Source organism: Oryzisolibacter sp. LB2S (assembly GCF_040732315.1).
GTDB classification, from domain to species: Bacteria; Pseudomonadota; Gammaproteobacteria; order Burkholderiales; family Burkholderiaceae_C; genus Alicycliphilus; species Alicycliphilus soli.
Genome location: NZ_CP160388.1, coordinates 2,637,974 through 2,663,992 on the forward strand (window position 1 = coordinate 2,637,974; position 26,019 = coordinate 2,663,992).

At 64.4% G+C, this 26,019-nt stretch carries 25 protein-coding genes and 1 riboswitch; of the genes, 4 read left to right on the forward strand and 21 right to left on the reverse strand.

What is annotated here, in order from left to right:
- Positions 1-313 precede the first annotated feature (313 nt).
- The 7 genes from cobO to ABUE11_RS12600 form a co-directional block, all read right to left on the reverse strand.
- Positions 314-883 carry a cob(I)yrinic acid a,c-diamide adenosyltransferase gene (cobO, locus tag ABUE11_RS12570; RefSeq protein WP_367065571.1) on the reverse strand — a complete coding sequence of 190 codons (570 nt, stop codon included), beginning with the start codon at positions 881-883 and terminating at the stop codon, positions 314-316.
- 13 nt (positions 884-896) lie between these two features.
- Positions 897-1,604: an ABC transporter ATP-binding protein gene (locus ABUE11_RS12575; protein ID WP_367065572.1), complete on the reverse strand. Its 708-nt coding sequence runs from the start codon at positions 1,602-1,604 to the stop codon at positions 897-899.
- Between the two features lie 74 nt (positions 1,605-1,678).
- On the reverse strand, positions 1,679-2,818 hold the full coding sequence (locus ABUE11_RS12580; protein ID WP_367065573.1) for an iron ABC transporter permease: 1,140 nt from the start codon (positions 2,816-2,818) through the stop codon (positions 1,679-1,681).
- Entirely contained in the window at positions 2,815-3,717 is a 903-nt protein-coding gene (locus ABUE11_RS12585) for a helical backbone metal receptor (RefSeq protein WP_367065574.1), read from the reverse strand. The genes ABUE11_RS12580 and ABUE11_RS12585 overlap by 4 nt, the downstream gene beginning before the upstream one ends.
- Positions 3,714-4,361 (reverse strand): bifunctional adenosylcobinamide kinase/adenosylcobinamide-phosphate guanylyltransferase, encoded by a 648-nt coding sequence (locus ABUE11_RS12590; protein ID WP_367065575.1) that lies wholly within the window; start codon positions 4,359-4,361, stop codon positions 3,714-3,716. The genes ABUE11_RS12585 and ABUE11_RS12590 overlap by 4 nt, the downstream gene beginning before the upstream one ends.
- Entirely contained in the window at positions 4,358-5,680 is a 1,323-nt protein-coding gene (locus ABUE11_RS12595) for a cobyrinate a,c-diamide synthase (protein WP_367065577.1), read from the reverse strand. The genes ABUE11_RS12590 and ABUE11_RS12595 overlap by 4 nt, the downstream gene beginning before the upstream one ends.
- An 8-nt stretch (positions 5,681-5,688) precedes the next feature.
- Positions 5,689-7,569: a TonB-dependent receptor gene (locus tag ABUE11_RS12600; protein WP_367065578.1), complete on the reverse strand. Its 1,881-nt coding sequence runs from the start codon at positions 7,567-7,569 to the stop codon at positions 5,689-5,691.
- Positions 7,570-7,651: 82 nt separating this feature from the next.
- A riboswitch (cobalamin riboswitch) is annotated at positions 7,652-7,902 on the reverse strand.
- Positions 7,903-7,937: 35 nt separating this feature from the next.
- On the opposite strand from ABUE11_RS12600, the gene ABUE11_RS12605 reads away from it, so the two are divergent.
- On the forward strand, positions 7,938-8,159 hold the full coding sequence (locus ABUE11_RS12605) for a DUF904 domain-containing protein (RefSeq protein WP_367065580.1): 222 nt from the start codon (positions 7,938-7,940) through the stop codon (positions 8,157-8,159).
- Complete coding sequence (locus tag ABUE11_RS12610; RefSeq protein ID WP_367065582.1) at positions 8,156-8,518, forward strand: cell division protein ZapA; 363 nt, start codon at positions 8,156-8,158, stop codon at positions 8,516-8,518. The genes ABUE11_RS12605 and ABUE11_RS12610 overlap by 4 nt, the downstream gene beginning before the upstream one ends.
- Positions 8,519-8,784: 266 nt before the next feature.
- Here the strand turns inward: ABUE11_RS12610 and ABUE11_RS12615 are convergent, their stop codons facing one another.
- The 4 genes from ABUE11_RS12615 to hemN all read right to left on the reverse strand — a co-directional run bounded on the left by ABUE11_RS12615 (position 8,785) and on the right by hemN (position 14,806).
- The gene (locus ABUE11_RS12615) at positions 8,785-11,277 is read right to left on the reverse strand and encodes an EAL domain-containing protein (protein WP_367065583.1); all 2,493 of its coding nucleotides are present in this window, start codon (positions 11,275-11,277) and stop codon (positions 8,785-8,787) included.
- Positions 11,270-12,598 (reverse strand): HD domain-containing phosphohydrolase, encoded by a 1,329-nt coding sequence (locus ABUE11_RS12620; RefSeq protein WP_367065584.1) that lies wholly within the window; start codon positions 12,596-12,598, stop codon positions 11,270-11,272. The genes ABUE11_RS12615 and ABUE11_RS12620 overlap by 8 nt, the downstream gene beginning before the upstream one ends.
- Before the next feature lie 96 nt (positions 12,599-12,694).
- The gene (locus ABUE11_RS12625) at positions 12,695-13,420 is read right to left on the reverse strand and encodes a sulfite exporter TauE/SafE family protein (protein ID WP_367065585.1); all 726 of its coding nucleotides are present in this window, start codon (positions 13,418-13,420) and stop codon (positions 12,695-12,697) included.
- 3 nt (positions 13,421-13,423) lie between these two features.
- Complete coding sequence (gene hemN, locus ABUE11_RS12630; protein WP_367065586.1) at positions 13,424-14,806, reverse strand: oxygen-independent coproporphyrinogen III oxidase; 1,383 nt, start codon at positions 14,804-14,806, stop codon at positions 13,424-13,426.
- A gap of 171 nt (positions 14,807-14,977) precedes the next feature.
- Between hemN and fnr the strand changes: the two genes are divergently transcribed.
- On the forward strand, positions 14,978-15,718 hold the full coding sequence (fnr, locus tag ABUE11_RS12635; RefSeq protein WP_367068814.1) for a fumarate/nitrate reduction transcriptional regulator Fnr: 741 nt from the start codon (positions 14,978-14,980) through the stop codon (positions 15,716-15,718).
- Between the two features lie 48 nt (positions 15,719-15,766).
- On the opposite strand, the gene ABUE11_RS12640 is transcribed toward fnr, so the two are convergent.
- The 9 genes from ABUE11_RS12640 to ABUE11_RS12680 all read right to left on the reverse strand — a co-directional run bounded on the left by ABUE11_RS12640 (position 15,767) and on the right by ABUE11_RS12680 (position 23,794).
- On the reverse strand, positions 15,767-16,054 hold the full coding sequence (locus ABUE11_RS12640) for a hypothetical protein (protein WP_367065588.1): 288 nt from the start codon (positions 16,052-16,054) through the stop codon (positions 15,767-15,769).
- Between the two features lie 91 nt (positions 16,055-16,145).
- A complete protein-coding gene (locus ABUE11_RS12645) occupies positions 16,146-16,424 on the reverse strand; it encodes a FixH family protein (RefSeq protein WP_367065589.1) in 279 nt (92 codons plus the stop codon).
- Positions 16,425-16,485: 61 nt separating this feature from the next.
- Positions 16,486-17,928, reverse strand: a complete 1,443-nt coding sequence (gene ccoG, locus ABUE11_RS12650) for a cytochrome c oxidase accessory protein CcoG (protein ID WP_367065591.1) — start codon at positions 17,926-17,928, stop codon at positions 16,486-16,488.
- Between the two features lie 83 nt (positions 17,929-18,011).
- Positions 18,012-18,926, reverse strand: coding sequence for a cytochrome-c oxidase, cbb3-type subunit III (gene ccoP, locus ABUE11_RS12655; protein ID WP_367065592.1), 915 nt, complete (start codon positions 18,924-18,926; stop codon positions 18,012-18,014).
- A 29-nt stretch (positions 18,927-18,955) separates the two neighbouring features.
- The gene (locus ABUE11_RS12660; RefSeq protein WP_367065593.1) at positions 18,956-19,096 is read right to left on the reverse strand and encodes a cbb3-type cytochrome c oxidase subunit 3; all 141 of its coding nucleotides are present in this window, start codon (positions 19,094-19,096) and stop codon (positions 18,956-18,958) included.
- Positions 19,097-19,108: 12 nt separating this feature from the next.
- Positions 19,109-19,741, reverse strand: a complete 633-nt coding sequence (gene ccoO / locus ABUE11_RS12665) for a cytochrome-c oxidase, cbb3-type subunit II (RefSeq protein WP_367065595.1) — start codon at positions 19,739-19,741, stop codon at positions 19,109-19,111.
- An 18-nt stretch (positions 19,742-19,759) separates the two neighbouring features.
- Entirely contained in the window at positions 19,760-21,199 is a 1,440-nt protein-coding gene (ccoN, locus tag ABUE11_RS12670; protein ID WP_367065596.1) for a cytochrome-c oxidase, cbb3-type subunit I, read from the reverse strand.
- A gap of 64 nt (positions 21,200-21,263) precedes the next feature.
- Complete coding sequence (gene ccoS / locus ABUE11_RS12675; protein WP_367068815.1) at positions 21,264-21,401, reverse strand: cbb3-type cytochrome oxidase assembly protein CcoS; 138 nt, start codon at positions 21,399-21,401, stop codon at positions 21,264-21,266.
- A 2-nt stretch (positions 21,402-21,403) separates the two neighbouring features.
- Positions 21,404-23,794, reverse strand: a complete 2,391-nt coding sequence (locus ABUE11_RS12680; protein ID WP_367065598.1) for a cation-translocating P-type ATPase — start codon at positions 23,792-23,794, stop codon at positions 21,404-21,406.
- Positions 23,795-23,905: 111 nt separating this feature from the next.
- Here ABUE11_RS12680 and ABUE11_RS12685 point away from each other — a divergent pair, with 111 nt between their 5' ends.
- Positions 23,906-24,349: a universal stress protein gene (locus ABUE11_RS12685; RefSeq protein ID WP_367065600.1), complete on the forward strand. Its 444-nt coding sequence runs from the start codon at positions 23,906-23,908 to the stop codon at positions 24,347-24,349.
- A 99-nt stretch (positions 24,350-24,448) separates the two neighbouring features.
- Here the strand turns inward: ABUE11_RS12685 and ABUE11_RS12690 are convergent, their stop codons facing one another.
- A complete protein-coding gene (locus ABUE11_RS12690) occupies positions 24,449-26,008 on the reverse strand; it encodes a malonyl-CoA synthase (RefSeq protein WP_367065601.1) in 1,560 nt (519 codons plus the stop codon).
- Positions 26,009-26,019 lie beyond the last annotated feature (11 nt).

The following is a 26,019-nucleotide window of genomic DNA, read 5'->3' on the forward strand; positions in this document are numbered from 1 at the left end:
GCGGCGGATGCGCCCCATTCTAGGCCTGCTGATTCATGGAGAAAATGCCCCTACCCCTTACCCACAAAGCGCGAACAGCTATGAAAACAAAAGCGCTACGCCGTGGAGGAAGATGGCTTGCCCGGTCGCCGCATGCATGTCCGCAGCGCCCGTCATCCCCGCGCAGGCGGGGATCCAGGTGCGATCCAAGCGGCCCCGTCAGGGCGGCTGTGGATCCCCGCTTGCGCGGGGATGACGGGGTGATCCTCTGTGGTGTACCGGCGGCAGCGGGCCGATCCCCGCCTGCGCGGGGATGGCGGTGGCCTGGTCTTGCCTAGTCTTCAATCCCGCGCTGCGCGGGCACGCCGGCCTGGAAGGCATGCTTGATGAGCTTCATCTCGGTCACGGTGTCGGCCACGGCGATGATTTCCTCGGGGCAGCGGCGGCCCGTGAGGCAGACATGCACGTCCCTCGGGCGCGCGGCCAGGGTGTCGAGCACCTCCTGCAGCGGCAGCCAGCCGTAGATCAGCGGGTAGGTCACCTCGTCGAGCACGACGAGGAAGTAGTCGCCCGAGAGAATGGCCGCGCGCGCCTTGGCCCAGCCGTCGCGCGCGAGCTGTGCGGACTGCTCGAGGTCCTTGGACTTCCAGCTGAAGCCATCGCCCAGGCCCTCGACGGGCAGGCCCACCTGATCGGCGAGGCGGTGCTCGCCAAAGCGGGCGCTGGGCACCTTCATGAACTGGAACACCTTGACCGGCTTGCCGCGGCCCGTGGCGCGGAACGCCAGGCCGAAGGCGGCCGTGCTCTTGCCCTTGCCGTCGCCGGTGTTGACGATGACCAGGCCGCGACGCTCGCCCTCGGGCTTGTCGTAGGGCTTGTCGGCGGGTGGGGTTTCTATCTGCATGGAGGGCTGTCCTTCAAACGTGGATGCGCGGCAGGGCCAGCCACTGGCCCGCCACATGGTGGATGGCGATGCGGTCGTCGAACACGCGCTCGAGCGCGCGGTGCGTGGCTTGGTCGCCCGCCGCGCCCTGGTGGCGCAGCTGCCCGCGGTCGATGATGAGCATGTCGTCGGCATGCAGCGCCAGGGAGATTTCGTGCAGCACGCTGACCACGGTGTGGCCGCGCGCGACCAGCGCGCGCACCAGGCGCAGCCAGTCGGCCTGGTGCGGCGGATCGAGATTGGCCAGCGGCTCGTCCATGAGCAGCACCTGGGCCTGCACGGCCAGCGCGCGCGCCAGCAGCACGCGCTGGCGCTCGCCGCCCGAGAGCTGGCCCAGCGCACGCGCGCGCCAGTCCCAGGCCTGGGTGGCGCGCAGCGCCTGCTCCACGGCCGCATGATCCTGGCGGCTGGCGGGCTGCATCCAGCCCTGGTGCGGCAGGCGGCCGAGCATGGCCACGTCGTACACCGTGAGGTCGTCGCCGGCGGCCTCGTTCTGGCCCAGCCAGGCGAGCTGGCGCGCGCGCTCGCGCCGCGGCCAGGCGTGCAGCGCGCGCCCGAGCAGCTCCACATGGCCGCCGCGCGTGGGCAGCAGCCCGGCCAGGGCGCGCAGCAGCGTGGACTTGCCCGCGCCGTTGGGGCCAACGATGCTGGTCCAGCGGCCCGCGGTGATCTGCAGGCTCATGCCCTGCAATACACAGTCTTTTCCGGCTCCAGCGCTTATCTGGTGGGCGCTGACAGCTATGTTTTGTGCAGTGCTCACAGCAGCCCCCCGGGTGCCGTGCGCCGGTGCATCAGCCACAGCAGATAGCCGCCGCCGAGCACGGCGGTGAGCACGCCCACGGGCAGCTCCTGCGGCGCCAGCAGGCCGCGCGCCAGCAGGTCGGCCCCCGCCAGCAGAGCGCCGCCCATCAGGCTGGCCAGCCCCATCAGCCGGCCATGGGGCACGCTGACGGCCGCGCGCACCAGGTGAGGCGCGGCCAGGCCGACAAAGGCGATCAGCCCGGTCTGCGCCACCGCCGTGCCCGTGGCCAGGGCCAGCACCGCCACCAGGGCCGCGCGCAGCGGCGCCAGCGGCAGGCCCAGGCTGTGCGCCGTGGCCTCGCCCAGGGCCAGCGCGTCGAGCGCGCGCGACAGCCCCCAGGCCGCGGCAAGACAGGGCAGCCAGACGGCGAGCAGCAGCACGCAGGCCGTCCAGCCGACAAAGCCCGTGGAGCCGAGCAGAAAGCCCTGCATGGCCTGCAGCGAATCGGGCGAGAGCAGCAGGATGAGCGAGGTGCAGGCCCCCAGCACCACGCCCACCACCACGCCGGCCAGCAGCAGACGCAGCGTGTGCTGCACGCCGCGCGCCAGCACCAGGGTGAGCAGCACGGCCGCGACGGCGCCCACAAACGCCGCCCCCGTGAGCCCCAGGCGCACCAGCCAGTGGCCCGAATAGACCGACACCACGGCCACGGCGCTCGATGCGCCCAGCATGCCGCCCGCGCCGCCCATCAGCGCCAGCGCCGCGGCCACGCCCAGCGACGCGCCCGAGGCGCTGCCCAGCAGGTACGGGTCGGCCAGCGGATTGCGAAACAGCCCCTGGGCCACGGCCCCGGCCAGGCCCAGCAGCGCACCCGCGGCCCAGGCGCCCAGGGTGCGCGGCAGGCGGATGTCCCAGACGATCTGGCGCGCCATGGCGGCCTCGTCGCCCTCGCCCGCCCAGAGCGGGCGCAGGCTCTCCAGCCCGGTGCTGCCCACGGCCAGCCCCAGCAGCACCAGCACCAGGCCCAGCAGCGCCAGGCCCAGGCCGAGCCAGCGCGCATTTATTGGGGTCAGACTCCAATTTTCGGCTTGCGACTCGGCCGGTTCTGAGCGAGCGCCGTCGCCCAATTGGAATCTGACCCCATTTTTCTTCATTGCGCGACTCCGGGGGCCTTGCCCTGCAGGCAGGCGGCCATGAGGCGCGCGGCCTCGGCCATGCGGGGGCCGGGGCGGATCAGCACGTCGGACTGCTCGGCCGTGAACTGGCACAGCCGGCCCTGGCGCAGCGCGCGCAGCCGGTCCCAGCCGGGGCGCGCGAGCAGTCCCTGGGCGCTGCGGGCGCCAACCATGATCAGGTCCGGGTCGGCACGCACCACATATTCGGGGTTGAGCTTGGGGAAGGGCCCGAGCCGCGCGGGCAGGATGTTGCGCGCCCCCAGGCGCGTGAGCGTCTCGCCGATGAACGAGGCCTCGCCCGCGCCAAAGGGCCCGGGGCTGACCTCGAAGTACACGCGCTGGCCGCGCGCGGTGGGCGGCAGGGACTGGGCGGCGGCGGACACGCCCGCATCGATGGCGCGCCAGACGCGATCGGCATCGGCCACGGCCAGCAGCTGGCCGATCTTGCCCATCACACGCCGCACGTCGGCATGGGTCTTGGGCTCGAGCGCCACCACGGGAATGCCCAGCGCCACCAGACGGTCGGCCGCACGCGAGGAGGTGCCCATGAGCACCACGTCCGGGCGCAGCGCGACGACGGCCTCGATGTTCGGATCCAGCCCGCCGCCCACCTTGGGCAACTGCTTCACGCTGTCGGGCCAGTTGGTGTAGCGGTCCACGCCGACCAGGCGCGCGCAGGCGTCGAGCGCGCATACCGTCTCAGCCAGCGAGGGCAGCAGACTCACGATGCGCTGGGGTGCGCGCGGCAGCTCCACCCGGCGGCCGCGGTCGTCGGTGACCTGCACGCCCTGGGCCTGCGCCGTACCCCACATGAGCAGCAGCAGCGCGAGCAGCACGGCGACGACGAGGAGGATGCGTTTGACGGGTGTGGGCTTCATGGCGTTTTCAATGTCAGGGGCAGGCCCGCGGCCATGAGTGTGACGCGCTCGCAGGCGGCGGCCACCTGTTGGTTGAGGCCGCCCAGTGCATCGACAAAGGCGCGCACCTCGCGCCCCAGGGGGATGACGCCGAGGCCGATCTCGTTGCCCACGAGCACGACGGGCCCGCTGGACTGGCGGATTGCTTCCAAAAATAGAGCTGCCTGCGCTTGCCAGTCGGGCGCTGGAGGCCGATTGGGCTCATATTCCGTACGCCCAGCGATGGTGGGCCTGCCCTCACCCCTGCCCTCTCCCGGGGGGAGAGGGTGCACATCCTGCGCGGCCGGCATGAGCCAGTTGGTAAGCCACAACGTCAGGCAGTCAACCACCACCAGCGCCTGCGGGCTGCTCACGCGCGCGAGCACGCCAGCCAGGTCGCGCGGCTCTTCCAGCGTCAGCATGCCGGGCACGCGCTCGGCACGCTCGCGCTGGTGGCGCGCGATGCGCTGGCGCATCTCATCGTCCCAGGCCTGGCCCGTGGCGATGAGCACGGCGCGGTGCGCGGGCGATTGCGCGAGCCACTCGCGCGCGAGCATCTCGGCGCGGCGCGACTTGCCGCTCTTCTGGCCGCCCAGGATGAGCTCGCTGCGGGCAATGGGGGTCATAGGAACAGACTCGCGGTGGCCGCCGGGCTGGACGCAAACCAGGCGTGGAAGTAGCTGGCCCGCAGGCTGCCCTGGCGGTAGACGGCCTCGCCCGCATCGGGCGTCACGGCCTGCCCGCGCCGCGCCGTGCGCGTGGCCACGGGCGCGGGACTGTCGAAGCGCGAATAGTGAAAGGTGTGGCCGCGCAACACGCCCTGGGGCAGGGTCAGTTGCTGCGGGCCCAGGCCCGCCAGGCGCTGCTGCTGCGTGACGCGCCCGGGCAGCAGGCCCCACAGGGGCAGCCGGCGGCCGTCCGGCAGGTCGATGGTCTCGGCCAGCGCCATCATGCCGCCGCACTCGGCCCAGATGGGCTTGCCCGCGGCCGCGTGGGCGTGCAGGTCCTGCTGCAGGCCGCGGTTGTCGGCCAGCCGCTCGGCGTGCAGCTCCGGGTAGCCCCCGGGCAGCCACAGTGCATCGCAGTCGGGCAGGCGCTCGCCCGCGAGCGGCGAGAAGAACGCCAGGCGCGCGCCGAGCGCCGTCAGCGTCCGTAGGTTGGCCGGGTAGATGAAGGCAAAGGCCGCATCGCGCGCCACGGCCACGGTGCGCCCGGCCAGCAGCGGCGGCACGGCGGCCTCGGGCTGCGGCGCGAAGTCCACGGCAAAGCGCTCGAGCGCCCTCGCGTCCATCTGGCCGAGCGGCGTGGCGGCGAGCGCGTCGGCCGCGGCGTCCAGGCGCGCAATGGCGTCGGGCAGCTCGTGCGCGGCCACCAGGCCCAGATGGCGCTCGGGCAGGAGCGGCCCGCCGCCCTCGCCCGCCAGGCGCGGCAGCGCGCCCAGCCAGTCCGCGCCGTCGCGCAGACCATCCTTCAGCAGCTGCGCGTGGTGCGCGCCGGCCACGCGGTTGGCCAACACCCCCGCCCAGGGCAGGCCGGGACGGAAGGTCTTGAGGCCATGCGCAATGGCGCCCAGCGTACCGCCCATGGCCCAGGCATCGACGACGGCGAGCACCGGCACACCAAAGCGCGCGGCCAGGTCGGCCACGCTGTCCGCGCCGTCGAATAGGCCCATCACGCCCTCGATGAGCAGCAGGTCGGCATCGCCCGCCGCGGCGTACAGGCGCGCGGCGCAGTCCTCGGCGCCCGTCATCCACAGGTCGAGCTGCTGCACGGGCGCGCCGCTGGCGAGCTGGTGCCAGTAGGGGTCCAGATAGTCCGGCCCGCACTTGAACACGCGCACGCGCCGGCCCTGCCGGGCGTGCAGGCGCGCAAGCGCCGCGGTAACGGTGGTCTTGCCCTGGCCGGAGGCGCAGGCGGCGGTGATCAAGGCGGGGCAGCGGTGCATGGCGGACCTTAACGCGGCGCCCACTTCAGACCGACATAAACCGTGCGCCCACCCGTGGCGTAGGTGCGTGCGGTCTGGTAGTCCCTGTCGGCGAGGTTGTCCACGCGTGCGAGCAGCGTCACGTCGCGGCCCAGACGCTTGGAGGTGTAGAGGTTGACCGTGGTGTAACCGCCGAGCACGTTGGTGTTGGCGGCGTTGTCGTAGCGGCGTGCCGAGGCGTAGAGCTCGGCGCCCAGCGTCCAGCCCGCAACCATGGTGTCGGCGCCCAGCGTGGCGTAGCGCTTGGCGCGGCGCGCGAGCTGCCTGCCGCTGTCCAGGTCACGCGGGTTCTGCCAGTCCATGGAGCCATGCAGCGACACGCCGGCGATGCGGTGCGTGGCCGACAGCGTCACGCCCTTGTATTCGGCGCGGCCCACGTTTTCGTAGCAGCCAAAGGCCGATGCGCAGCTGCCAGCGGCGCCGAAGTTGATGAGGTTGGTCACGCGGTTGCGGTAGGCCACCAGGCCCACGCTGCTCGCGCCCTGGCTCCAGCGCGTGCCGATCTCGATGTTGCGGCCCTTCTCGGGCTGCAGGCCGGGCGCACCGTACTCGCTGAAGCGCTGGTAGAGCGTGGGCGCGCGGAACGACGTGCCGCCCGCGGCCGTGATGCGCCACTGCGGCGTGATCGCGTAGCCATAGGACAGGCTGCCCGTGCCCTTGCCGCCGAACTCGCTGTCGTCGTCATAGCGCAGGTTGGCCTGCAGCGCGTGCGCACCCTGGTTCAGCCCATAGCCCAGAGCCAGGGCGTTCTGCGAGCGGTCACGTTGGAGGTCTCCCACGAAGGCCGTGGCAGGGTTGTGCAGCTCGTCCTCACGACGCTCCAGCGCCGCGGTGAACAGGTGGGCACCCAGGCGCCACTCGTTCTGCAGCAGGTAGTTGCGCAGCGTGGTCTCGGTCATGTAGAAGTTGGGCGTGGTGCTGTACTTGCTGTCCGACTGCGTGACCTGCACTCGCGTCTTGTACACATCGCTCCACTGGGCCAGCCAAGCCAGGCCACCAGTGCGCAGCTGGTGGTGGTTGCGGTCGTCGGCGGTCAGGCTGCCGTCGTACTGCGAGTTGAGATTGCTGGCCAGCAATGTGCCCTCGATGCGGTGGGTCTTGTTGATCTGCAGGCCCACCTTTGCATTGGCCGTGCTGCGGCGATAGCCGTCGTCGTCCGGGTTGTAGGCCGCGCCCACGCGCGTGCTGAAGCCATCGGCGCGCTCGTGCGACAGGCCGAGCGAATAGTCCACCATGCCGCTGCCGCCGCTCACGCCGGCCTGCACGGTGCGCGTGCCCTGGTTGCCCAGGCCCACGCCCACGTACGGTGCAGGGGCGCCCTCACCCTTCTTGGTAAACAACTGGATCACGCCGCCAATGGCGTCGGAGCCGTAGACGGCGGCCGCAGGGCCGCGCACGACCTCGATGCGGTCGATCTGCGACAGCGGAATCTGCTCCCAGACCACGCCGCCCGTGGACTGGGAGTCCAGGCGCACGCCATCGAGATACACGGCCGTGAAGCGCGACTCGGCTCCGCGCAGGTAGACGCTGCCGCTGCTGCCCTGGCCACCGTTGCGCGAGATCTGCACGCCGGGCAGGCGCGCGATCACGTCGATGACGCCGGTGGCGCCGCTGGCCTCGATGGTTTCGCGGTCGACGATGGAGACGTCGGACACCAGGTCAGACAGCGGCTGGGCCACGCGCGTGGCGGTTACCACGGTCTCGCGCAGTTGCTGCTCGGTGGCGGCCTGCGCCACCAGGGTCTGGGCCATGACCGGCCAGGCGGCGCCCAGCGCCAGGGTCAGCGCGGTCACGCGCACATGGGTGGCCAGTGCGGTGCTGCGCACTTTGGACGAACGGATCTTCTTCATGTGGGAAAAACGGGAATATCGCCACAGCCGACCTCCCCGTCGGCACCTGGGCATCACGGTCACACCGCCCTGGCAAAAGGGCTGGCGAAACCACCTTGTTGGCCGGTATCCGGGCTGGCGGGACAGCTTTCACGGCCTTCCCAGGCACTTGTTCAAGGCACCCAGTGGCATGAGAATGTGAAAGCGGAGCCGAGACAGGACGGCTCATCCGCTGACCGTTGCGGGGGCAGCGCAGGCTGGGGGTGTGCTTCGTGGCGAAGGCCCCTCCCTGCTTCCCGTTGAACTGCGGCCGCGTGAACCACGGCAGCGAGCACCAACGACATCGATTTTACGGGTAAACCCACTGTCACCCTACAATGCGCGGTTCTATGGCCACACCCCACCCCATCGATCTGATTGCGCAGCGCGTCGAGCGCCTGCTGCTGCGCCACGCCGAACTGGAGCGCACCAACGCCCTGCTGGCCGAGCAGGTGGCCACGCTGACCCAGGAGCGCGACTCGCTCAAATCCCGTCTCGGTGCGGCGCGCTCGAGAATCGATGCGCTGCTCGAACGCCTGCCCGAAAACAATCCGACCAAGGACGCGCCATGAAGCAGCTCGAGGTTCAGATCCTGCAGCAAAGCTACCTGCTGGCCTGCCCCGAGGGCCAGGAATCACGCCTGCTCGAGGCGGTGGAACGCGTGGACACGGCCATGACCCGCATTCGCGACGCCGGCAAGGTGCGCGCGCGTGAACGCATCGCCGTGCTGGCGGCCCTCAACCTGGCGTTCGAGATCGCAGACCGCGAAGCCGCCGACCTGGCCGCTGCCAGTCAAAGGCCTGCAATGCCCGAGGCGGCCGACGCTGCCGATGCCCCCGACTCGGCATTGCCGGCTGAACAGGACGCGCGCGTGCAACAGCTGCTTCTGCGCCTCGACGAGGCTCTCGGCGAAGACACCAGCCCGCTGTAACCAGGCCATGCCGGCAGGCGGCAGAGGCTGTTCGCAGCAATTACAATGGAGCCGTCTGCGATGCTGCCGGGCTTTATATTTCCTTGAACCAATGCTCAACGAGCTCGGGCTTGGTACATTGCCTGGTGAGCGTGATCATCTCGCGTCAGATGAACCCAACGCCTGGTTGCCCTCGCCCACCTGAACCCCCGGTTCAGGATGCCGGTCCGGTAGCTTTCGCAGACACCTCTGATTTTTGAGCCCGCGTCGGCGCCTCGCCTTCGCCGTCAATGCTTGGTTGCACGCGACCGGCAAACGGGCCTCACGACCGGGCGCTTGGGCTTCGCAGGCAGCTTGGAGAATTCCGCCGCGCGGCTGCGCAGTTCAGCGGCCGGCAAGGCCGGCGCGCACAGGTAGCCCTGGTAGTGCTCACACCCCATGTCCTGCAGCAACTGGCGCTGCGCCTGTGTTTCCACTCCCTCGGCAACCACCTCGATTCCGAGGGCGCGGCCCATGCTGACAACGGCCTGGACAATGGCACAGTCGCCTTCGTCGGCCGGCAGGCCGCATACGAAGGTTCTGTCGATCTTGAGCCTGTGAATGGCCAGCTTCTTCAGATAGGCCAGGCTGGAATAGCCCGTACCAAAATCGTCGATGGCAAGGCGGAGTCCCATGCCGGTCAATGCCGCAAGCACCTGCTCCATCTCCTTTGCATCGTGCAGCAGTACGCTTTCGGTGAGTTCCAATTCCAGCTGCTGCGCCGGCAAGCCATATCGACTGAGCAATGTCGCAACGCGCTCCACAAAACCGACCTGCCGGAACTCCAGCGCGGAGACATTCACGGACATCAGCAGCGAGGTGCCGCGGTCATGCCAGTAGGCCGCCTCCTTGATCGCCTGCTCCATCACCCAGGCGCCCAGAGTGACAATGAAGCCGGACTCCTCCGCGAGCGGGATGAACACGCCCGGCGATACGACACCCAATTCCGGATCCGTCCACCGGGCCAACGCCTCCACACCAACAATGGTTCCGGCGTTCATGTCCACCTGAGGCTGGAAATGCACCGTCATATGCCCCTGCCCCAGCGCCTGGCGCATGGCATGCTCCATCTTCATGCGCGACAGCAGATTGGCATTCATCTGTGGCCGATAGAAACCGTAGCTGCCGCGCCCACGTTCCTTGACCTGATACATGGCAGTATCGGCCTGCTTGATGAGCTCATCGAGCGAGTCACCGTCCTGCGGGAACATGGACAGGCCAATGCTGCATTGAATGGAGAACGCCATCCCATCGAGCACAAAGGGTGACTGCATTTCATCGATCATGCGCCGCGCCACCGCCTCGGCAACCTCCGTATCGGCACCGTGCAGGTAGATCACGAACTCATCGCCACCGAGGCGGCACAGCATGTCCGATTGACGCAAGCAATGCAGAAGGCGCTCGGACACCAGTTTGAGCACGCGGTCGCCGAAGGCGTGTCCCAGCGAGTCATTGACGATCTTGAAGCGATCGAGATCCAGAAAAAGAATTGCGAATCCGTCACCGCTGGCGCGCGAGGCCTCGATGGCGGCGCCGACCCTCTTGGACAAGAGCCGTCCATTGGGCAGGCCGGTGAGTGTGTCGCTGTACGCAAGCTCCTCTATGCGCTGCTTGGCTGCCAGTTGCTGCGTCAGGTCACGCATGAAGCCTATGCTTTGCTGCGTGCCTCCGTCGTCATCTCTAAGAGCCACCCAGGACAGGTGCACGCTGCAATGGAGGCCATCACCCCGGCGCAGGGGCAGCTCCCCTCCCCAATGACCTTGATGCAACCACGCGCGATGCACCTCGGGCAGGAGGTCGCTCTGACGTTGCGCCGATGCAAAGAGACTGGTCACAGGCTGTCCCACCGCATGCTCCGCCGACGCCCCCAGCAGTTGAGCACATGCGGCATTGATGCGTGTGATCACACCATGCTTGTCCGCGATGAAGATGGCGTCCAGGCTCGACTCGAACACCCTCGCTGCCAGCCTCAGATCGGCTTCAGCCATGTGCTGCGCAGTGATGTCGCGATAGGCATACACACGACCTGCGGGACGCCCCTGGACAAGTTGCGGCCTGGAGCGCTGCTCCACGATGGTGCCGTTGCGCAATCGCAGAACATCTGCCGTCTCGCAAGCGGGTTCGTGCGCAATCGCTGCCAGTCGCGCACGGAAGAACTCCGAATCCAGCGCCTGGCTTTGCATGTACGCCCAAATCGCAGCGTCATCGCGCTTCAACAGCAATTCGTGTGGCAGCTGCCATATCTGTGCCAGGCGCTGATTGAAGGCCCGCAGGTGCCCCTGCAGGTCGCAGGTCAGCACGCCATCGACCGACGAATCGAGCGTAGCGCGCAACTCGGAAAGCAATGCCTCCAGTTCCAGGCGCGACGCTTCCTGCTCCGACCGATCCTGCATGGTCACCAGCAGGCACTGGGTGGCATGCGGTGAGGCGGGTGCGTCAATGGCGATGACGCGACGATCCACCGGCACCAGCGCCCCGCTGCGCAGATTGCGCACCCAGCTGTGCGAATGGATGCCCGCCGCAATGTCCGCACCTGACTGGCTCCAGAAAATCTGATCCTCCGGGGTGGCCGCCAGCTCAAGAACGAGCATGCCTCGCATGTCGGCACTGCGTCTGCCCACCAACTGCCCCGCGGCATCGTTCGCCTGCAGGATCTGAAGCGTCGTCGCATCCACCAACCAGGCGGCAAGACTCAGCCCATTCCAGATGGCCTCGAATGGCTGCCCACCTGCGTTACTCACGACGCCTCCCCCGCTCCACCGAATCCTGCGCACGCTCGAAGTAGTAGCAAATGCGCGGCTGCGGCAGCAAATGGTCCAGCACCTCACGCGGCAGCTGCGCCGGTTTCACGCTGCGCAAGATCCCAAGGTCCGGGCGATGTGCGAGTCTCAGCAACTGAACCTCTCCATGCGCGGAATCGGCCCGATACGAAATGACGTTGGGACGCAGTGGATGGCTGGGATCTGCGTTCACCACCAGTGCAAAGCTGTCATCGACAAGCTGCACCAGTGTTCCAGGCGGGTACACACCCATCATGCGCACGAACGCGGCCAGCACTGCGACATCAAAGCATTCTCGCCGCAACGCGTAGAGACTGGCCACGGCCTCATGTGGCGTCATGGCCGGCTCTCCGTGCAACGGATTGCACAGGCGGTCATAGCGATTGACCAGGGCCAGGATCTGCCCCCAGAGGCTCATGTCGTCCGCAATCAGGTGCAATGGAAATCCACTGCCGTCAGCCATTTCATGATGCTGCGCAATGGCAATGAGCACATCACTCGGAAGCCCCATTCGCTGGCCGAGCGCCACGGACAGTCCTACATGTTCGCGATACCGGTGCATGTCGTCGGGGCTGAGCATTGCGCCCGGCTCGGCGATATGTTCAGGCAACTCCACCTTGCCCAGGTCATGAAGCAAGGCCGAAATCCCCAAACCATGGAGTTCCGGTGCCTTGAGACCCAGTGCTTGCCCGAGCAGCAGAGCCAGAACCATGACGTTGACCACGTGAGCGGCAGAGTGCCGGTCGACCGCGCCGGCCAACAGGTGCACGGCACATGGGCCCTGCGTCAGAAGATCGTTGACACAAACGTCAATCAGAGCCTCGGCTTGCATGCGCGCCTGCTGCGGCGCCTCACGTACATCGACAGCGATAGCGCAATACGCGCCCGCAGAGTCCACGAAGCGTTGCTGACAGCGTTCCTGCGTTGCCAGGTACTGGCGTATCAGGTCTTCATCCGCCGCTTCGGAAGGCTGCGCAATCGTGCTGGCCTTGTCAACGATGTACTCCAGCGGCGCGGGACTGCTTCGTGCGAACCGATCCAGGGCGGATGTGGTGACGAGGCTTTTGGCCGGAAGATAGCGCACGGTCTTCATGCCAATCTTTCGGAGTACATGTATCTGCTTCGGCGACGAGATCCTGAAGCTGCTCATCGGAAAGGGATGGTTGATCCACCCTCCCTCGAGCTGGATGTACATGCCCACCCGTAGCGCATCGACACTGATAAGGATTGACTGACTCACTGTTGCACGGTTCTCGGTGTGTGCGCAGATGCCAAACCGCATCTGCGCATTGCGTGTGAACCATTATCACAGTTACATGAGTCACATGTTTGTTACGTAAGCCCTATGATGCAAATATTCAACACTTGTATCGGGCAATCAAGGCAAACACCAGGGTGCGGGCTGACCGTGCACCACGTCCATCCACAATGCAATGCTCCCCATAGCAAAGAGCACCAGCCCAGCCAGCCTGGTCGCCATGGAACTGACGATGCGCTGCATGCGCGCTCTCGCCCGCTGCCATGCCAAGGGGCCGGCAATCAACCATATGGCACTTCCGACACCAAAGAGCACCATGCACAATGCCCCGCGCGCCACGCTACCGCTGAGTGCGGCGGTCAGCAAGGCGGTATACAGCAGACCACAAGGCAGCAGTGCCCAGGCCATGCCGATGGTAAAGAGCCCCCCCGGACGCAACGCGAGCGCACGCACGCGTACCCACACCGAACGACCAGCATTCTCCAGCCAGGCGGGCTGCCTTGCCTGAAGCATCATCAGCAGCCCCCAGCCCAGAACCAGCACGTGAAACAATGTCCACACGGGGCGCAGGGCTGCGCTACTCTGACTCAACCACGCCAATCGGTCCATCGCAAGGGCTACCGCAGCACCTGCTGCGCCGTAACCCGCAAGTCGCCCCATGTGAAAGCCTGCCATGCGTCGAAACGTGGCGCCGCGCGGTGTTGGCCTCGTTGCCTGCGAATGCCCTTTGCCTGCGACGACACCGCCGCATGTCAATGCCGCGCAAGGTGCAGCACACATGACAAGGCAGTGCGGCCCACCTGTCACCCCCATCAAGAAAGCCGTCGAGGCCAGAGCCAATAGCATGGCTCAGATGATGCGTGAAAACCGCGCTCGGTTCCGATCTGCCTGCAAATACTTGTCGAACACCATTGCGACACCCCGCACGAAGAACCAGCCCATCGTGGTGACAGTGACGCCCTCAGGCGAAACGACAACAAGTCCCTGCTGCTCCATCTCCTCGAGTTGTCGCAGCTCGGCCTCAAAATAGCGCCGGAAATCAATGAGCCAAGACTGTTCAAACGGCTCGAAAAGCAACTCCCCCTGACACATGAGGGCCATGATGGCCGCGCGCCGCACCAGATCATCCTTGGTCAACGCCAGGCCACGCACGACCGGCAGGTGGCCATGGTTGATTGCGTCGTAATACTCATCAAGCGTCTTCGCGTTCTGACTGTAGGTTGCGCCCACCCGACCAATGGCCGACACACCAAGGCCGATCAGATCGCAATCGGGCTGCGTGCTGTAGCCTTGGAAGTTGCGATGCAACCGCCCCTGACGCTTGGCCACAGCGAGCGCATCGTCGGGCAACGCGAAATGGTCCATGCCCACATAGACGTAACCGGCGTTCATGAACGCATCTATGGAGCGCGCCAACATGGACACCTTGGCGGATGCCATCGGCAGTTCTGAAGTGATGATCCGTCGCTGCGCCTTGAAGCGTTCAGGCAGATGGGCATAGGCATAGAGCGCAATGCGATCAGGACGCAGTTGGGCGACCTGCTCCAAGGTACGGTCGAATGACTCGGGCGTTTGCCTGGGCAAGCCGTAGATCAAGTCCACGTTGACTGATTCAAAGCCCAGCTTGCGCGCACTCTCGACCAGACCAAACACCTTCCCGGCAGGCTGTATCCGATGCACAGCCTTCTGCACTTCGGGATCAAAGTCCTGCACGCCGAAGCTGAGTCTGTTGAAGCCCAGTTCCGCCAGGAGTGCCAGTCGCTGCTCATCCACCGTACGGGGATCCACTTCGATGGAGTACTCCCCCCCAGGCACGAACACGAAGCTCCGCTTGAGCATGCCCATCAATTCCCGCAAACCATCGTCGGACAGGAACGTCGGCGTTCCACCTCCAAAATGCAGCTGGCTCACATGTTGGCCGATGCCGCAGTGCGCGGTATGCAAATCGATCTCACGGCTCAAGTACCGTAGGTACACCTCGGCACGCTCGGGATGCTTGGTGATGATTTTGTTACATGCACAGTAGTAGCAAAGGGACTCGCAAAACGGGATGTGTACATACAGGGACAGCGGCATGGCCTTGGCCACGGACCCGACACGGCGCTGTGCCAGTGCAAGGATGTACTCTTTCTCTCCAAATGCCTCCACAAAGCGATCTGCAGTGGGATAGGAGGTGTAACGCGGCCCCGGAACGTCAAAGCGACGCAGAAGCTCAGTTGTAACGACAGTCATGAAGGGATTCCTTGCGGTTCGAGCGCACTGTGCCGTACAGTCTGGTCAGCGTCCTTGACGTCGATCAAGCATCCGCAATGTCCAATGGACGACAATGCAGCCTTAGATCAAAGTCTTCCAACAAGTTGCGATGCAACCCGCTTCCACAGTGGCCAGGGGCAGGCTCGCATCATGAACCGGATATCCATGCACACTCCTCAGTCCATCAAAGTAGCCTGCTCGAACTGCAACTTGCGCGAGTTGTGCATGCCTGTAGGGCTGGACGAGCAGCAGCTCAAGCGCATCGACGATATCGTCGCGGTGCGCCGCAAGGTCAAACGCGGGGGCACGCTCTTTCGCAATGGCGAGCCCTTCACGTCTCTCTTTGCCATACGCACCGGATTCTTCAAGACCTGCGTGGCCACCGAGGACGGACGCGACCAAGTCACCGGCTTTCAGATGGCAGGTGAGATCATAGGCCTCGACGGAATCGTCAACGATCGACACACCTGCGATGCCGTGGCCCTCGAAGATGCCGAGGTTTGCGTGATGCCATTTGAACGCATCGAGGAGCTGTCGCGCGAATTCACCGCATTGCAGACCCATGTCCACAAGATCATGAGCCGGGAGATTGTGCGGGAACATGGCGTCATGCTTCTGCTCGGAAGCATGCGTGCGGAAGAACGGCTTGCAGCCTTTCTGCTGAACCTGGTGCAGCGTCTTCACGCGCGGGGATTCTCACAGTCGGAACTGGTGCTGCGCATGACCCGCGAGGAGATTGGAAGTTACCTGGGCCTCAAGCTGGAGACGGTGAGCCGCACCTTCTCCAAGTTCGTCGAAGACGGAATTGTCGAAGTCAAGCAACGTCACGTTCGCATTGTGAATACAGAAGCCTTGAAGCGAATCGTGAACAATCAGCAGTCTGGGCACTAGCCAGTTCCGGGCTTCACCTGCCCCCCACACTCAAAGCAAACTGGTGGATCAGGAGGCGTAGTTCGAATCACCATCGCGCCCAGTCCTGCGCGATGAAGGGGAGCCATTGAACTCGAACGGAGAAGCGGCAAGCAGCGTTGTGAGTGCGCCCGAGATCATGATGATCACCCAAAATGCAAAGAATGCGACCGTATAGACAGCCTCTCGCGAGAGCCGGGTTGGCTCGTCAGACCATTGCAGCGCGGCAGGATCAACAAAGGCAAACACCAGCATCTCGAGAACGCCGGCCATCAGGAATGCCGGCCAGGCAATCCACATCAGTCGCTGCACCCACATAGAAGCACCTCCAGATTGACCTGCGAAAGCCTAGCATCAGATGTGCAACCCGTGTCTTCCCGTTTCCCCCTAGGCCGGCCAGCTCGCTGCGTCAGCGAGGCTGGTCTTCCGCCGGCGTAGCCGCATGATTTCTACCCTTGATGGCAGGTGTCATGCTTGCGTCCTGGCTCTTCAGGGTCTCGTTGATATTCAGACCTCTTTGATAATAGTCTTCAGACAATAGTGGGTCAGGCTGAGCAAGTGCAAGCCAAAGCGTCACGAAGCCTGCAATTACCACAATTACTGGCCCGGCGATGATCAACCAGACATGGCCATATCTCCACCATGGCTGCTTTGCCGACAGATTGGTCTCTGGTGTAGTTGTGGTCATGACATCAAACTCCGCGACCCAATGAAGGCCCAACAAACATAAGAACAGCACTGCTCCCTTGCTAACGAGGAACAAGGAACACCGACTTCTCCGCAACCCCGGCCTGGCCACCCTGCTCTCGAATATCGAAATACACCGGATGCGAACCCGGCGCCGCCGAACCATAAGGAATCTGCAAGCGCACGACGACCCAGCGCGACTCCGCAGGGCCTATTTCGACATCCCCATCGGACACGACCTCCAGACCCTCAAGGCCGCGTGCCGCAATGGTATAGCGCTGAACGCCCTCGGTGGCATTCATGATTTGCAAACGATAGATATTCTCCAACTTGCCGCCAGCGACAATACGGGACAAGGCAGCACGATCCCGCACCACATCCACCTTCAATGGAGTGCGAACGACCAAGCTCGCCATCATTCCAATACAAAGCGCCAGCAGTATGGTGGTGTAGAAAAGCACGCGCGGCCTAAGCACCCTCTTGAATATCTCCGCCTGAGTCCAGTGGTTTTTCACACCATTCTGTGTTGAAAACCGAATCAACCCACGCGGATATTGCATCTTGTCCATCACGGTATTGCATGCATCCACACACAGACCGCAACCAATACACTCATACTGAAGGCCGTTGCGGATATCAATACCCGTCGGACACACCTGAACACACAAGGAACAGTCAATGCAATCACCCAAGCCCTTGGCCTTGTGATCCACGGTCTTCACGCGAGGCCCACGCGGCTCGCCACGCTCGGGATCGTAGGTGACGATCAGGGTGTCGCGGTCAAACATTGCGCTCTGGAATCGCGCATAGGGACACATATACTTGCAAACCTGCTCACGCAGATAGCCCGCATTTCCATAGGTAGCCAAACCATAGAAGAAAACCCAGAAAAGCTGCCAGGTCCCATGCAACGCAAGCAGCTCGCCGCCCAGTTCACGAATCGGGACGAAGTAACCGACAAAGGTAAAACCTGTCCAGAAGGCAACAGTCACCCATATGACCTGCTTGAGGGTCTTCTTCCAGATCTTCTCAAAATTCCATGGTCCATTGTCCAGGCGTATCCGAGCACTGCGATCACCCTCGATCTTGTGCTCAATCCACATGAATATCTCTGTATAGACGGTTTGCGGGCAGGAGAACCCACACCAGAGCCGCCCAGCCACCGCGGTAAACAAGAACAAGGCCAAGGCAGATATGATCAACAGCCCCGTCAGATAGATGAAATCCTGAGGGTAGAGAACCAGGCCGAAAATATAGAAGCGGCGCGCACCCAGATCGAAAAGCACCATCTGCCGCTCGCCCCACTGGAACCAAGGCAAGCAATAAAAAATCAGCTGGGTCACATAGACCATGACCCAGCGCCATCGCGCAAAAATGCCGCTGATGGATCGCGGATAGACCTTCTTCTGTGCCTCGTACAGGGACACAGATTCGCCCTTGGACGTCTCGGCCTTGTTAGGCGCGATCGGTATCACCTTGCGGGGCTTTCCCTGGCCTGGATTCATCGTGGAAATCTCTTGTTGCAAGAATGTCTTGCACAATAAAAAAGCCGGCGCCCCACGAGGGGGCCCGGCTCATATCAGTAATATTATTTAGCCGCGTCGGGTTTGTTGGACAAGCCCCAGACATATGCTGCCAACACATTGATCTGCTGATCCGTCAGCTTCCCTGACTGAGCCGGCATCTCATTGGTCTTGCCGTTGTTGATCATAGCGACAATCGCCGCTTCACCCCAACCGTGCAGCCAAATGTCATCAGTGAGGTTGGGGGCTCCCAGCGCAGTATTGCCCTTGCCGTCCATGCCATGGCACGCCGCACAGGCAGCAAACTTGGACTTGCCAAGCGATGCCTTCAGCGAGTCGTGCGGGCTACCCGACAGGCTCAGGACATAGTGCGCCAGATTGCGCACATCGTCCGCCGAGCCCACGGCAGCAGCCATGGGAGGCATCACACCCACGCGGCCATCGTGGATGGTCTTGCGGATGTCGTCCGGAGTGCCCCCGTGAAGCCAATCACCGTCGCTGAGGTTCGGGAAGCTCTTGCTGCCGCGCGCGTCCGAGCCATGGCACTGCGCGCAATTGTTCATGAACAGGCGCTCGCCAATCGCCATGGCCGCGGGGTCGGCTGCTATTTCCTCGGTTTTCATGCCATCAAAGCGCGCATAGAGCGGCTTGAGTTCCGCGTTGGCCTTGTCAACCTCGGCTTGGTATTCTCCCAACTGTGTCCAGCCCAACTGTCCCTTGAACGTACCAAGGCCCGGGTAGGCAGCCAAATAGGCAAACGCAAACACGATGGTGATGACAAACAACCACATCCACCAACGCGGCATGGGGTTGTTCATTTCCTTCAAGTCCTCGTCCCAGACATGGCCTGTCGTGTTGTCTGCTGCCGATTCGACCTTCTTGCGAGAAGTCAGCCACAGCAGCAGGGCGCAGCCGATGATTCCGGCAAGCGTGATCCCGGCCACATAAATAGACCAGAAGTTACTGGTGAAATCGCTCATGGGTTATCTCTTGGTATCGGTTGGAGCAATCAATCGTCATTGGCGAAGGGCAGCTGGGCCGCCTCTTCGAACCGGGCACGGTTGCGAGCCATGAAGGCCCAGTACCAGATGCCCACAAAGCACGCCAGCGAAGCCAGCGTGACCACAATGCGCATGGTGGTGACGTCCATATCCGGCTCCCTTTACTTCACTGCAGTGCCAAGCACCTGCAGATAGGCAATGACGGCCTCCATCTCGGACTTGCCCTTGACGGATTCCTCCGCGCCGGCGATCTCCTCATCGGTGTAGGGCACGCCAACGCGGCGCAGTGCGCGCATGTGCGTAGGCATGCTGGCCGCATCTACCTGGTTCTTCTCCAGCCACGGATAGGCGGGCATGTTCGACTCCGGCACCACATCGCGCGGATTGATCAGGTGAATGCGATGCCATTCGTCGCTGTACTTGCCGCCGACGCGATGCAGATCCGGGCCGGTGCGCTTGGAACCCCACTGGAACGGGTGGTCGTAGACGAACTCACCCGCCACGGAGTAATGGCCATAGCGCAGGGTCTCTGCACGGAACGGGCGAATCATCTGCGAATGACAGTTGTAGCAACCTTCGCGCTGATAGACATCACGCCCGGCCAGCTGCAGCGCCGTATAGGGCTTGAGGCCCTGCACCGCTTCGGTCGTCGACTTCTGGAAGAACAGGGGAACGATTTCCACCAGACCGCCCATCGCGATCACGATGAGGATCAGGACGATCATGAGGAAGTTGCTGGTTTCAACTTTCTCGTGGGTGAAGCCCGAACTCTTTTGATTGTGTGTATTGGACATCTACAAATTCCTCAGACCTCAGGCGTGAGTCGGATTGACGGCCGGGATGGCGACCTTGACGGAGCGGCCCGAGATGGCGGTCATCCAGGTATTCCAGGCCATGATGCACATGCCGCTCAGGAACAGCACGCCACCCAGGAAGCGGATCGCGTAGAACGGATAGGTCGCCTTGACACTCTCGACAAAGGTATAGGTCAGGGTGCCATCGGGGTTGACCGCACGCCACATCAGACCTTGCATCACACCGGCAATCCACATCGCAGCGATGTAGAGCACGATGCCGATGGTGGCCAGCCAGAAGTGAAGCTCGATGGCCTTGACGGAGTGCATCTTCTCACGCCCGAACAGTCGCGGGATCATGTAGTACAGCGAACCCATGGTCACCAGGCCCACCCAGCCCAGGGCGCCGGAGTGCACGTGACCGACGGTCCAGTCCGTGTAGTGCGACAGTGCGTTGACGGTCTTGATGGACATCATCGGACCTTCGAACGTGGACATGCCGTAGAACGACAGGGACACGATCAGGAAGCGCAGGATGGGGTCGTCACGCAGCTTGTGCCAGGCACCCGACAGGGTCATGATGCCGTTGATCATGCCGCCCCAGCTCGGAGCCAGAAGAATCAGCGAGAACACCATGCCCACCGACTGTGTCCAGTCCGGCAGGGCCGTGTAGTGCAGGTGGTGGGGGCCGGCCCACATGTAGGTGAAGATCAGCGCCCAGAAGTGAACGATGGACAGGCGGTAGCTGTACACCGGGCGGCCTGCCTGCTTGGGGATGTAGTAGTACATCATGCCCAGGAAGCCCGTCGTGAGGAAGAAGCCCACGGCGTTGTGGCCATACCACCACTGCACCATGGCATCCTGCACGCCCGCGTATGCGGAGTAGCTCTTGAGGAAACCTGCAGGGATCGAGATGTTGTTGACGATGTGCAGCAGGGCGATCGCCAGAATGAAGGCGCCAAAGAACCAGTTGGCGACATAGATGTGCTTGACCTTGCGCTTGCCGATCGTGCCGAAGAACACGATGGCATAGGACACCCAGACGAGCGCAATCAGGATGTCGATGGGCCATTCCAGCTCAGCGTATTCCTTGCTCTGGTTGTAGCCCAGCGGCAGGGTGATGACTGCCGCCACGATCGCAAGCTGCCAGCCCCAGAAGGTGAAAGGGATCAGTGGCCCGCCGAACAGCTTGGTCTGGCAGGTGCGCTGCACCACGTAGTAGCTGGTGGCAAACAGACCACAGCCACCGAAGGCGAAGATCACCGCATTGGTGTGCAGCGGACGCAGACGGCCATAGCTCAGCCATGGGATACCAAAATTCAGCTCAGGCCATGTCAGCTGGGCGGCGATGAACACGCCGACCAGCATGCCAATCACCCCCCAGACAACCGCCATGATTGAAAACTGCCGCACTACGGTATCGTCGTAGTGCGCAACTTTTGTTTGTGATGACTCCATCGGTTACCTCATTGATAAGCAGAAAAAGTTTCAACCCGATTCGCATTGGGGTAATTGACCAATGTCAATCATTCCGCAGAATGCGCTCCCCTTCTTGATCGACGTTTTCAAACTGCCCTCGATACACGGCCCACCACAGGCCTGCGAGCACAAACAGCACGAGTCCGACCGAAAGAGGAATCAGCAAATACAAGACATCCATGGTCACGTCACCTTCATTGGTCCTGGCGCGCCAAGCGGTGACTTGGCACCCATATCCGGGCCGGACGCAGCACGCGCCAGACGCGCAGCGTTCAACACCACCAGCAGCGAACTGAGCGCCATGCCCAGGCCTGCCAGCCATGCCGGCATATAGCCCGCAATGGCCAGTGGAACGCCGACGGCGTTGTAAATTGCGGCCCACAACAGGTTCTGCCGCACGACATGCATGGTTCGCCGTGAAAGAACCAGGGTTTCTCCCACGAGGGTGAGATTGTCCCCCAAAACAACGACGTCAGAACGGGCTTGCGCCAACGCAACAGACTTGCCAAACGCAAACGAAGCGTGGGCGCCCGCCAACACCGGCCCATCGTTGAGGCCATCGCCCACCATCGCGACATGCCGGCCTTGGGCCTGAAGCGCTTGCAGGTGCTGCAGCTTGTCCTGCGGCGAGCAGCCTCCGCGCGCAGCCTCTATCCCGATACGCGCGGCCACGCGCTGCACCGCTGCGGCGTGATCGCCAGACAGCAGTTCCACGGCGACACCCGCCTCACGCAACTGCTGGACGACGACGGTGGCCTCGGGGCGCAGCTCTTCGCTGAAGCCAAACCGTGCAAGCTCGATGACCTGGCCCGCCCGCTCCATCGACAGCACCACCCGTTGCGCACCATCGTCCCCCTGCACGCGCGCATGACGACCGGAACCCAGGCGCAGGATCATGTCCCCCTGCGAGCCCGCGTGCCGCGCGCGTGCCTGAAGGCCGGCGCCCGTCAGCTCTTCGACGCCGTCCACCTGCCATGCATCGGTGCGCCGCAAGGCCTGATCGTCTGCAGCCTGAACCAACGCACGTGAGACCGGGTGCAACGAGTGGCGCGCCAGCATCGCGGCCAGCCCCAGCGCCTGTGCCGTGGTCAACGCGCCCTCTGGCGTCACATGGATGTCCGTCAACTCCAACCGGTCGCGCGTCAGGGTCCCCGTCTTGTCGAACACCACGGTGTCCACATGCGACAACGCCTCGAGCGCCTGCAGATTGCGCACCAGCGCGCCGCGACGCGCCAGGGTCCCGGCCGCGGTGAGCATGGCCACCGGGGTGGCGAGCGACAGCGCGCAGGGGCAGGTGACGACCAACACGGCCACTGCCACCATCAGCGCGTGGCTCGGATCCTTGGGCCACCACCAGGCGGCCGCCAGTGCCGCCGCGAGCAGCACCGCGACCAGAAAGGGACGCGCCACCCGGTCAGCGAGCTGTGCCAGCCGCGGCTTCTGCAGAGAAGCGTTCTCCATGAGCGCCACGATCTGACCAAACCGGGTCTGGTCACCGAGCACCTCGACGCTCACCTCCACCGCCGCCCGCAGGTTGTAGCTGCCAGCCGTGACGGCATCGCCGGGGCTCTTGTCCACGGGCGTGGACTCGCCCGTCAACAAGGCCTCGTCGGCCTGGGTCGTGCCGCCGAGCACGCGCCCATCGGCCGGGAAGACCTCGCCCGGCAACACCCTTATCACATCGCCCGGCTGCAATCGGCGCGTTGCCACGCGCTCATAGCCGCCATCGGCCGCGCGGCGCTCCACGCTGTCGGGCAGGCGGTTCATCACGGCCTCCAGCGCCCCCGCCGTGCGGTCGCGCAGACGCAGCTCCAGCCAGCGGCCCGTGAGCAGAAAGAAGACGAACATGGTCAGCGAGTCGTAATACACCTCGCGACCGAACGGCCCCGTGGGATCGAAAGTGCCCAGCATGCTCACCACAAAGGTGATCAGCATGCCCAGCGCCACGGGCAGGTCCATGCTGACCCTGCGCAGACGTATGTCTCGCAGCGCACTGGAGAAAAACGGCCCACAGGCAAACAGCACCACGGGCAGGCTGATGACCCACGACGCCCAGCGCAGCAGCTGCTCCATCTCCGTGCTCAGGTCTCCGGGCATGGCCTGGTAGGCCGGCCATGCGTACATCATGACCTGCATCATGCAAAAGCCGGCCACCAGCCAGCGCCACAGGGCACGACGGCTCTCGCGCTGACGCTGGTCGCGCGCCAGCGCATCCAGCGCGGGCAATGGCCGATAGCCCGCCTTGCGCACGGCCCGCATCCACTGCGAGGGCCGGACCTGCGCCGGGTTCCACACCACGCGCGCGCGGTGCGTGGCCGCACTCACATCGACATCGCTCACGCCGGGCACGCGGCGCAGCGCCTCCTCGATCGTCAGCGCGCAGGCCGCACAGTGCATGCCCTCCAGCACCAGGTGCGACTCCCAGGTGGTATCCGTGGCAGCAGCGCCGGCCGCCTGCACGCCGCAGGGCCGCCCAAAGGCGGACCATTCCTGCGGATCGTCGAGCAACGTGGTGGGATCCGATGCAGCCTCAGGCTCTGTGGCTGCCAACAAGCCGGCGGGTTCGTTTGACATAGGTCTAGGATTATCCCTATGGCGGGGTAACATCCCGCTTGCGCATCCAGGCAAGGGCCGAGGACTCATCTATGCTGGACTGCGGTATCAACCAAATATTAGGAGCAACTCATGTACAAACGCATACTGATCGCCACGGATGGATCGCCCCTGTCGGAAGCGGCCGTGGAGAGCGGCCTTTCTCTGGCGGGCCTGACGGGCGCATCGGTGGTTGCACTCAAGGTGGTGCCCCGCTATCCGCGCAGTTACTTCGACGGCAACCTGCCCGTGGACACCGCTGACATCAAGCGCATCGAGAAGCAGTGGAGCGATGCGGCCCAGGAACTCGTGAACAAGGTCAAGACGCGCGGCGCCAAGGAGGGCGTGACCGTCAAGGCCGTGGTGACCAAGTCCGACCTGATCGCCGAGGCCGTGATCTCCGCCGCCAAGAAGCACAACTGCGACCTCATCGTCATGGCCTCGCATGGCCGCAAGGGCCTCAAGCGCCTGCTGCTCGGCAGCGAGACGCAGCATGTGCTGACGCATTCGCACATCCCGGTGCTGGTATTGAGGTAAATCGGCGCTCAGCGCTTTTGCAGCAAGCGCAAGCAGCTATCAAACCAGAAGCAGAAAGGCGGCCGTGGCCGCCTTTTTTGTGCGAGCACGCCGGCGCATTCAGGCAAACAACCCCTTGTGCTGCTCGCGCAGCAGGTTCTTCTGCACCTTGCCCATGGTGTTGCGCGGCAGCTCGGTGGCGATGAAGCAGCGCTTGGGGATCTTGAAGTTGGCCAGCTGGCTCTTGAGCTGGGCGATGATGGCCTCGCCGTCAAGCTGCGCGCCCGGCCTGGGGATGACCACCGCCACGCCCACCTCGCCGAAGTCCGGGTGCGGCACACCGACGAGCGCGCTCTCGGCCACGCCCGGCATCTCGTTGATGTAGCCCTCGATCTCGGCCGGGTAGACGTTGTAGCCGCCGCTGATGATCAGGTCCTTGCTGCGGCCGACGATGCTCACGTAGCCGCGCTCGTCCTGCCGGCCCACATCGCCGGTCTTGAACCAGCCGTCCGGCGTGAACTCCTCGGCGGTCTTCTCGGGCATGCGCCAGTAGCCCTGGAACACATTGGGGCCGCGCACCTGGATGTTGCCGATCTCGCCCACGGCCAGCGGCGCACCCGCGTCGTTCACCACGCGCAGGCCCACGCCCGGCAGCGGGAAGCCCACGGTGGCGCCGCGGCGCTCTGCCTGCCCGCCATGGCGTGCGTCGGCCGCGTAGGGGTTGCTGGTGAGCATGATGGTCTCGCTCATGCCGTAGCGCTCCAGGATGGTGTGGCCCGTGCGCTCCTGCCATTCCTTGAAGGTCTCGATGAGCAGCGGCGCCGAGCCCGAGATGAACAGCCGCATGTGGCCAGCGGCCTCGCGCGTGAGGGACTTCTCGGCCAGCATGCGCACGTACAGCGTGGGCACGCCCATGAACACCGTGGCGCGCGCCATGGCGGCGATGGCTGACTTGGGCTCGAACTTCGCGAGCCAGATCATCTTGCTGCCGTTGAGCAGGGCCGCATGGATGGCCACGAACAGGCCATGCACGTGAAAGATGGGCAGCGCGTGGATCAGCACGTCCCCAGGCCGCCAGCCCCAGTAGTCCTTGAGCACGAGCGCGTTGGACAGCAGGTTGCCGTGCGAGAGCATGGCGCCCTTGCTGCGGCCCGTGGTGCCGCTGGTGTAGAGGATGGCGGCGAAGTCGTCGGCACGGCGCGGCACGCAGGCATGCTCGTCGCCGAAATGCGTGGCGCGCTCGAGCAGGCTGCCCGTGCGGTCGTCGCCCAGCGTGAACACATGCTGCGTACCCGCGGTGAAGGCAATCTTCGACACCCAGCCAAAGTTGCCCGGCGTGCAGACGACCACCGCGGGCTCGGCGTTGGCGATGAAGTATTCGATCTCGGCGCTCTGGTAGGCGGTGTTGAGCGGCAGAAACACATAGCCCGCGCGCAGCGTGGCCAGGTACAGCAGCATGGCCTCGACGGACTTTTCCACCTGCACGGCGATGCGGCTGCCCTCGGCCAGGTTCAGCGAGGCCAGCAGGTTGGCGATGCGGGCGCTGGCGCGGTCCAGGTCGCGCCAGGTGTAGAGGAGCGGCTGGCCGTCTGCCGTGCTGGCCTCGACGGCGATCTGGTCCAGGTCCGCGGGGAAGGCTGCGCGCAATGCGGCAAACAGGTTCTGGTCGGTGGTGCTCATGGTGTTCAAGT

What these genes read in the sequence shown, in the direction of transcription:
- cobO (WP_367065571.1), bottom strand. Translation starts at nt 883, where the DNA reads ATGCAGATAGAAACCCCACCCGCCGACAAGCCCTACGACAAGCCCGAG.
- ABUE11_RS12575 (WP_367065572.1), bottom strand. Translation starts at nt 1,604, where the DNA reads ATGAGCCTGCAGATCACCGCGGGCCGCTGGACCAGCATCGTTGGCCCC.
- ABUE11_RS12580 (WP_367065573.1), bottom strand. Translation starts at nt 2,818, where the DNA reads ATGAAGAAAAATGGGGTCAGATTCCAATTGGGCGACGGCGCTCGCTCA.
- ABUE11_RS12585 (WP_367065574.1), bottom strand. Translation starts at nt 3,717, where the DNA reads ATGAAGCCCACACCCGTCAAACGCATCCTCCTCGTCGTCGCCGTGCTG.
- ABUE11_RS12590 (WP_367065575.1), bottom strand. Translation starts at nt 4,361, where the DNA reads ATGACCCCCATTGCCCGCAGCGAGCTCATCCTGGGCGGCCAGAAGAGC.
- ABUE11_RS12595 (WP_367065577.1), bottom strand. Translation starts at nt 5,680, where the DNA reads ATGCACCGCTGCCCCGCCTTGATCACCGCCGCCTGCGCCTCCGGCCAG.
- ABUE11_RS12600 (WP_367065578.1), bottom strand. Translation starts at nt 7,569, where the DNA reads ATGAAGAAGATCCGTTCGTCCAAAGTGCGCAGCACCGCACTGGCCACC.
- ABUE11_RS12605 (WP_367065580.1), top strand. Translation starts at nt 7,938, where the DNA reads ATGGCCACACCCCACCCCATCGATCTGATTGCGCAGCGCGTCGAGCGC.
- ABUE11_RS12610 (WP_367065582.1), top strand. Translation starts at nt 8,156, where the DNA reads ATGAAGCAGCTCGAGGTTCAGATCCTGCAGCAAAGCTACCTGCTGGCC.
- ABUE11_RS12620 (WP_367065584.1), bottom strand. Translation starts at nt 12,598, where the DNA reads ATGCGGTTTGGCATCTGCGCACACACCGAGAACCGTGCAACAGTGAGT.
- ABUE11_RS12625 (WP_367065585.1), bottom strand. Translation starts at nt 13,420, where the DNA reads ATGCTATTGGCTCTGGCCTCGACGGCTTTCTTGATGGGGGTGACAGGT.
- hemN (WP_367065586.1), bottom strand. Translation starts at nt 14,806, where the DNA reads ATGACTGTCGTTACAACTGAGCTTCTGCGTCGCTTTGACGTTCCGGGG.
- fnr (WP_367068814.1), top strand. Translation starts at nt 14,978, where the DNA reads ATGAACCGGATATCCATGCACACTCCTCAGTCCATCAAAGTAGCCTGC.
- ABUE11_RS12640 (WP_367065588.1), bottom strand. Translation starts at nt 16,054, where the DNA reads ATGTGGGTGCAGCGACTGATGTGGATTGCCTGGCCGGCATTCCTGATG.
- ABUE11_RS12645 (WP_367065589.1), bottom strand. Translation starts at nt 16,424, where the DNA reads ATGACCACAACTACACCAGAGACCAATCTGTCGGCAAAGCAGCCATGG.
- ccoG (WP_367065591.1), bottom strand. Translation starts at nt 17,928, where the DNA reads ATGAATCCAGGCCAGGGAAAGCCCCGCAAGGTGATACCGATCGCGCCT.
- ccoP (WP_367065592.1), bottom strand. Translation starts at nt 18,926, where the DNA reads ATGAGCGATTTCACCAGTAACTTCTGGTCTATTTATGTGGCCGGGATC.
- ABUE11_RS12660 (WP_367065593.1), bottom strand. Translation starts at nt 19,096, where the DNA reads ATGGACGTCACCACCATGCGCATTGTGGTCACGCTGGCTTCGCTGGCG.
- ccoO (WP_367065595.1), bottom strand. Translation starts at nt 19,741, where the DNA reads ATGTCCAATACACACAATCAAAAGAGTTCGGGCTTCACCCACGAGAAA.
- ccoN (WP_367065596.1), bottom strand. Translation starts at nt 21,199, where the DNA reads ATGGAGTCATCACAAACAAAAGTTGCGCACTACGACGATACCGTAGTG.
- ccoS (WP_367068815.1), bottom strand. Translation starts at nt 21,401, where the DNA reads ATGGATGTCTTGTATTTGCTGATTCCTCTTTCGGTCGGACTCGTGCTG.
- ABUE11_RS12680 (WP_367065598.1), bottom strand. Translation starts at nt 23,794, where the DNA reads ATGTCAAACGAACCCGCCGGCTTGTTGGCAGCCACAGAGCCTGAGGCT.
- ABUE11_RS12685 (WP_367065600.1), top strand. Translation starts at nt 23,906, where the DNA reads ATGTACAAACGCATACTGATCGCCACGGATGGATCGCCCCTGTCGGAA.
- ABUE11_RS12690 (WP_367065601.1), bottom strand. Translation starts at nt 26,008, where the DNA reads ATGAGCACCACCGACCAGAACCTGTTTGCCGCATTGCGCGCAGCCTTC.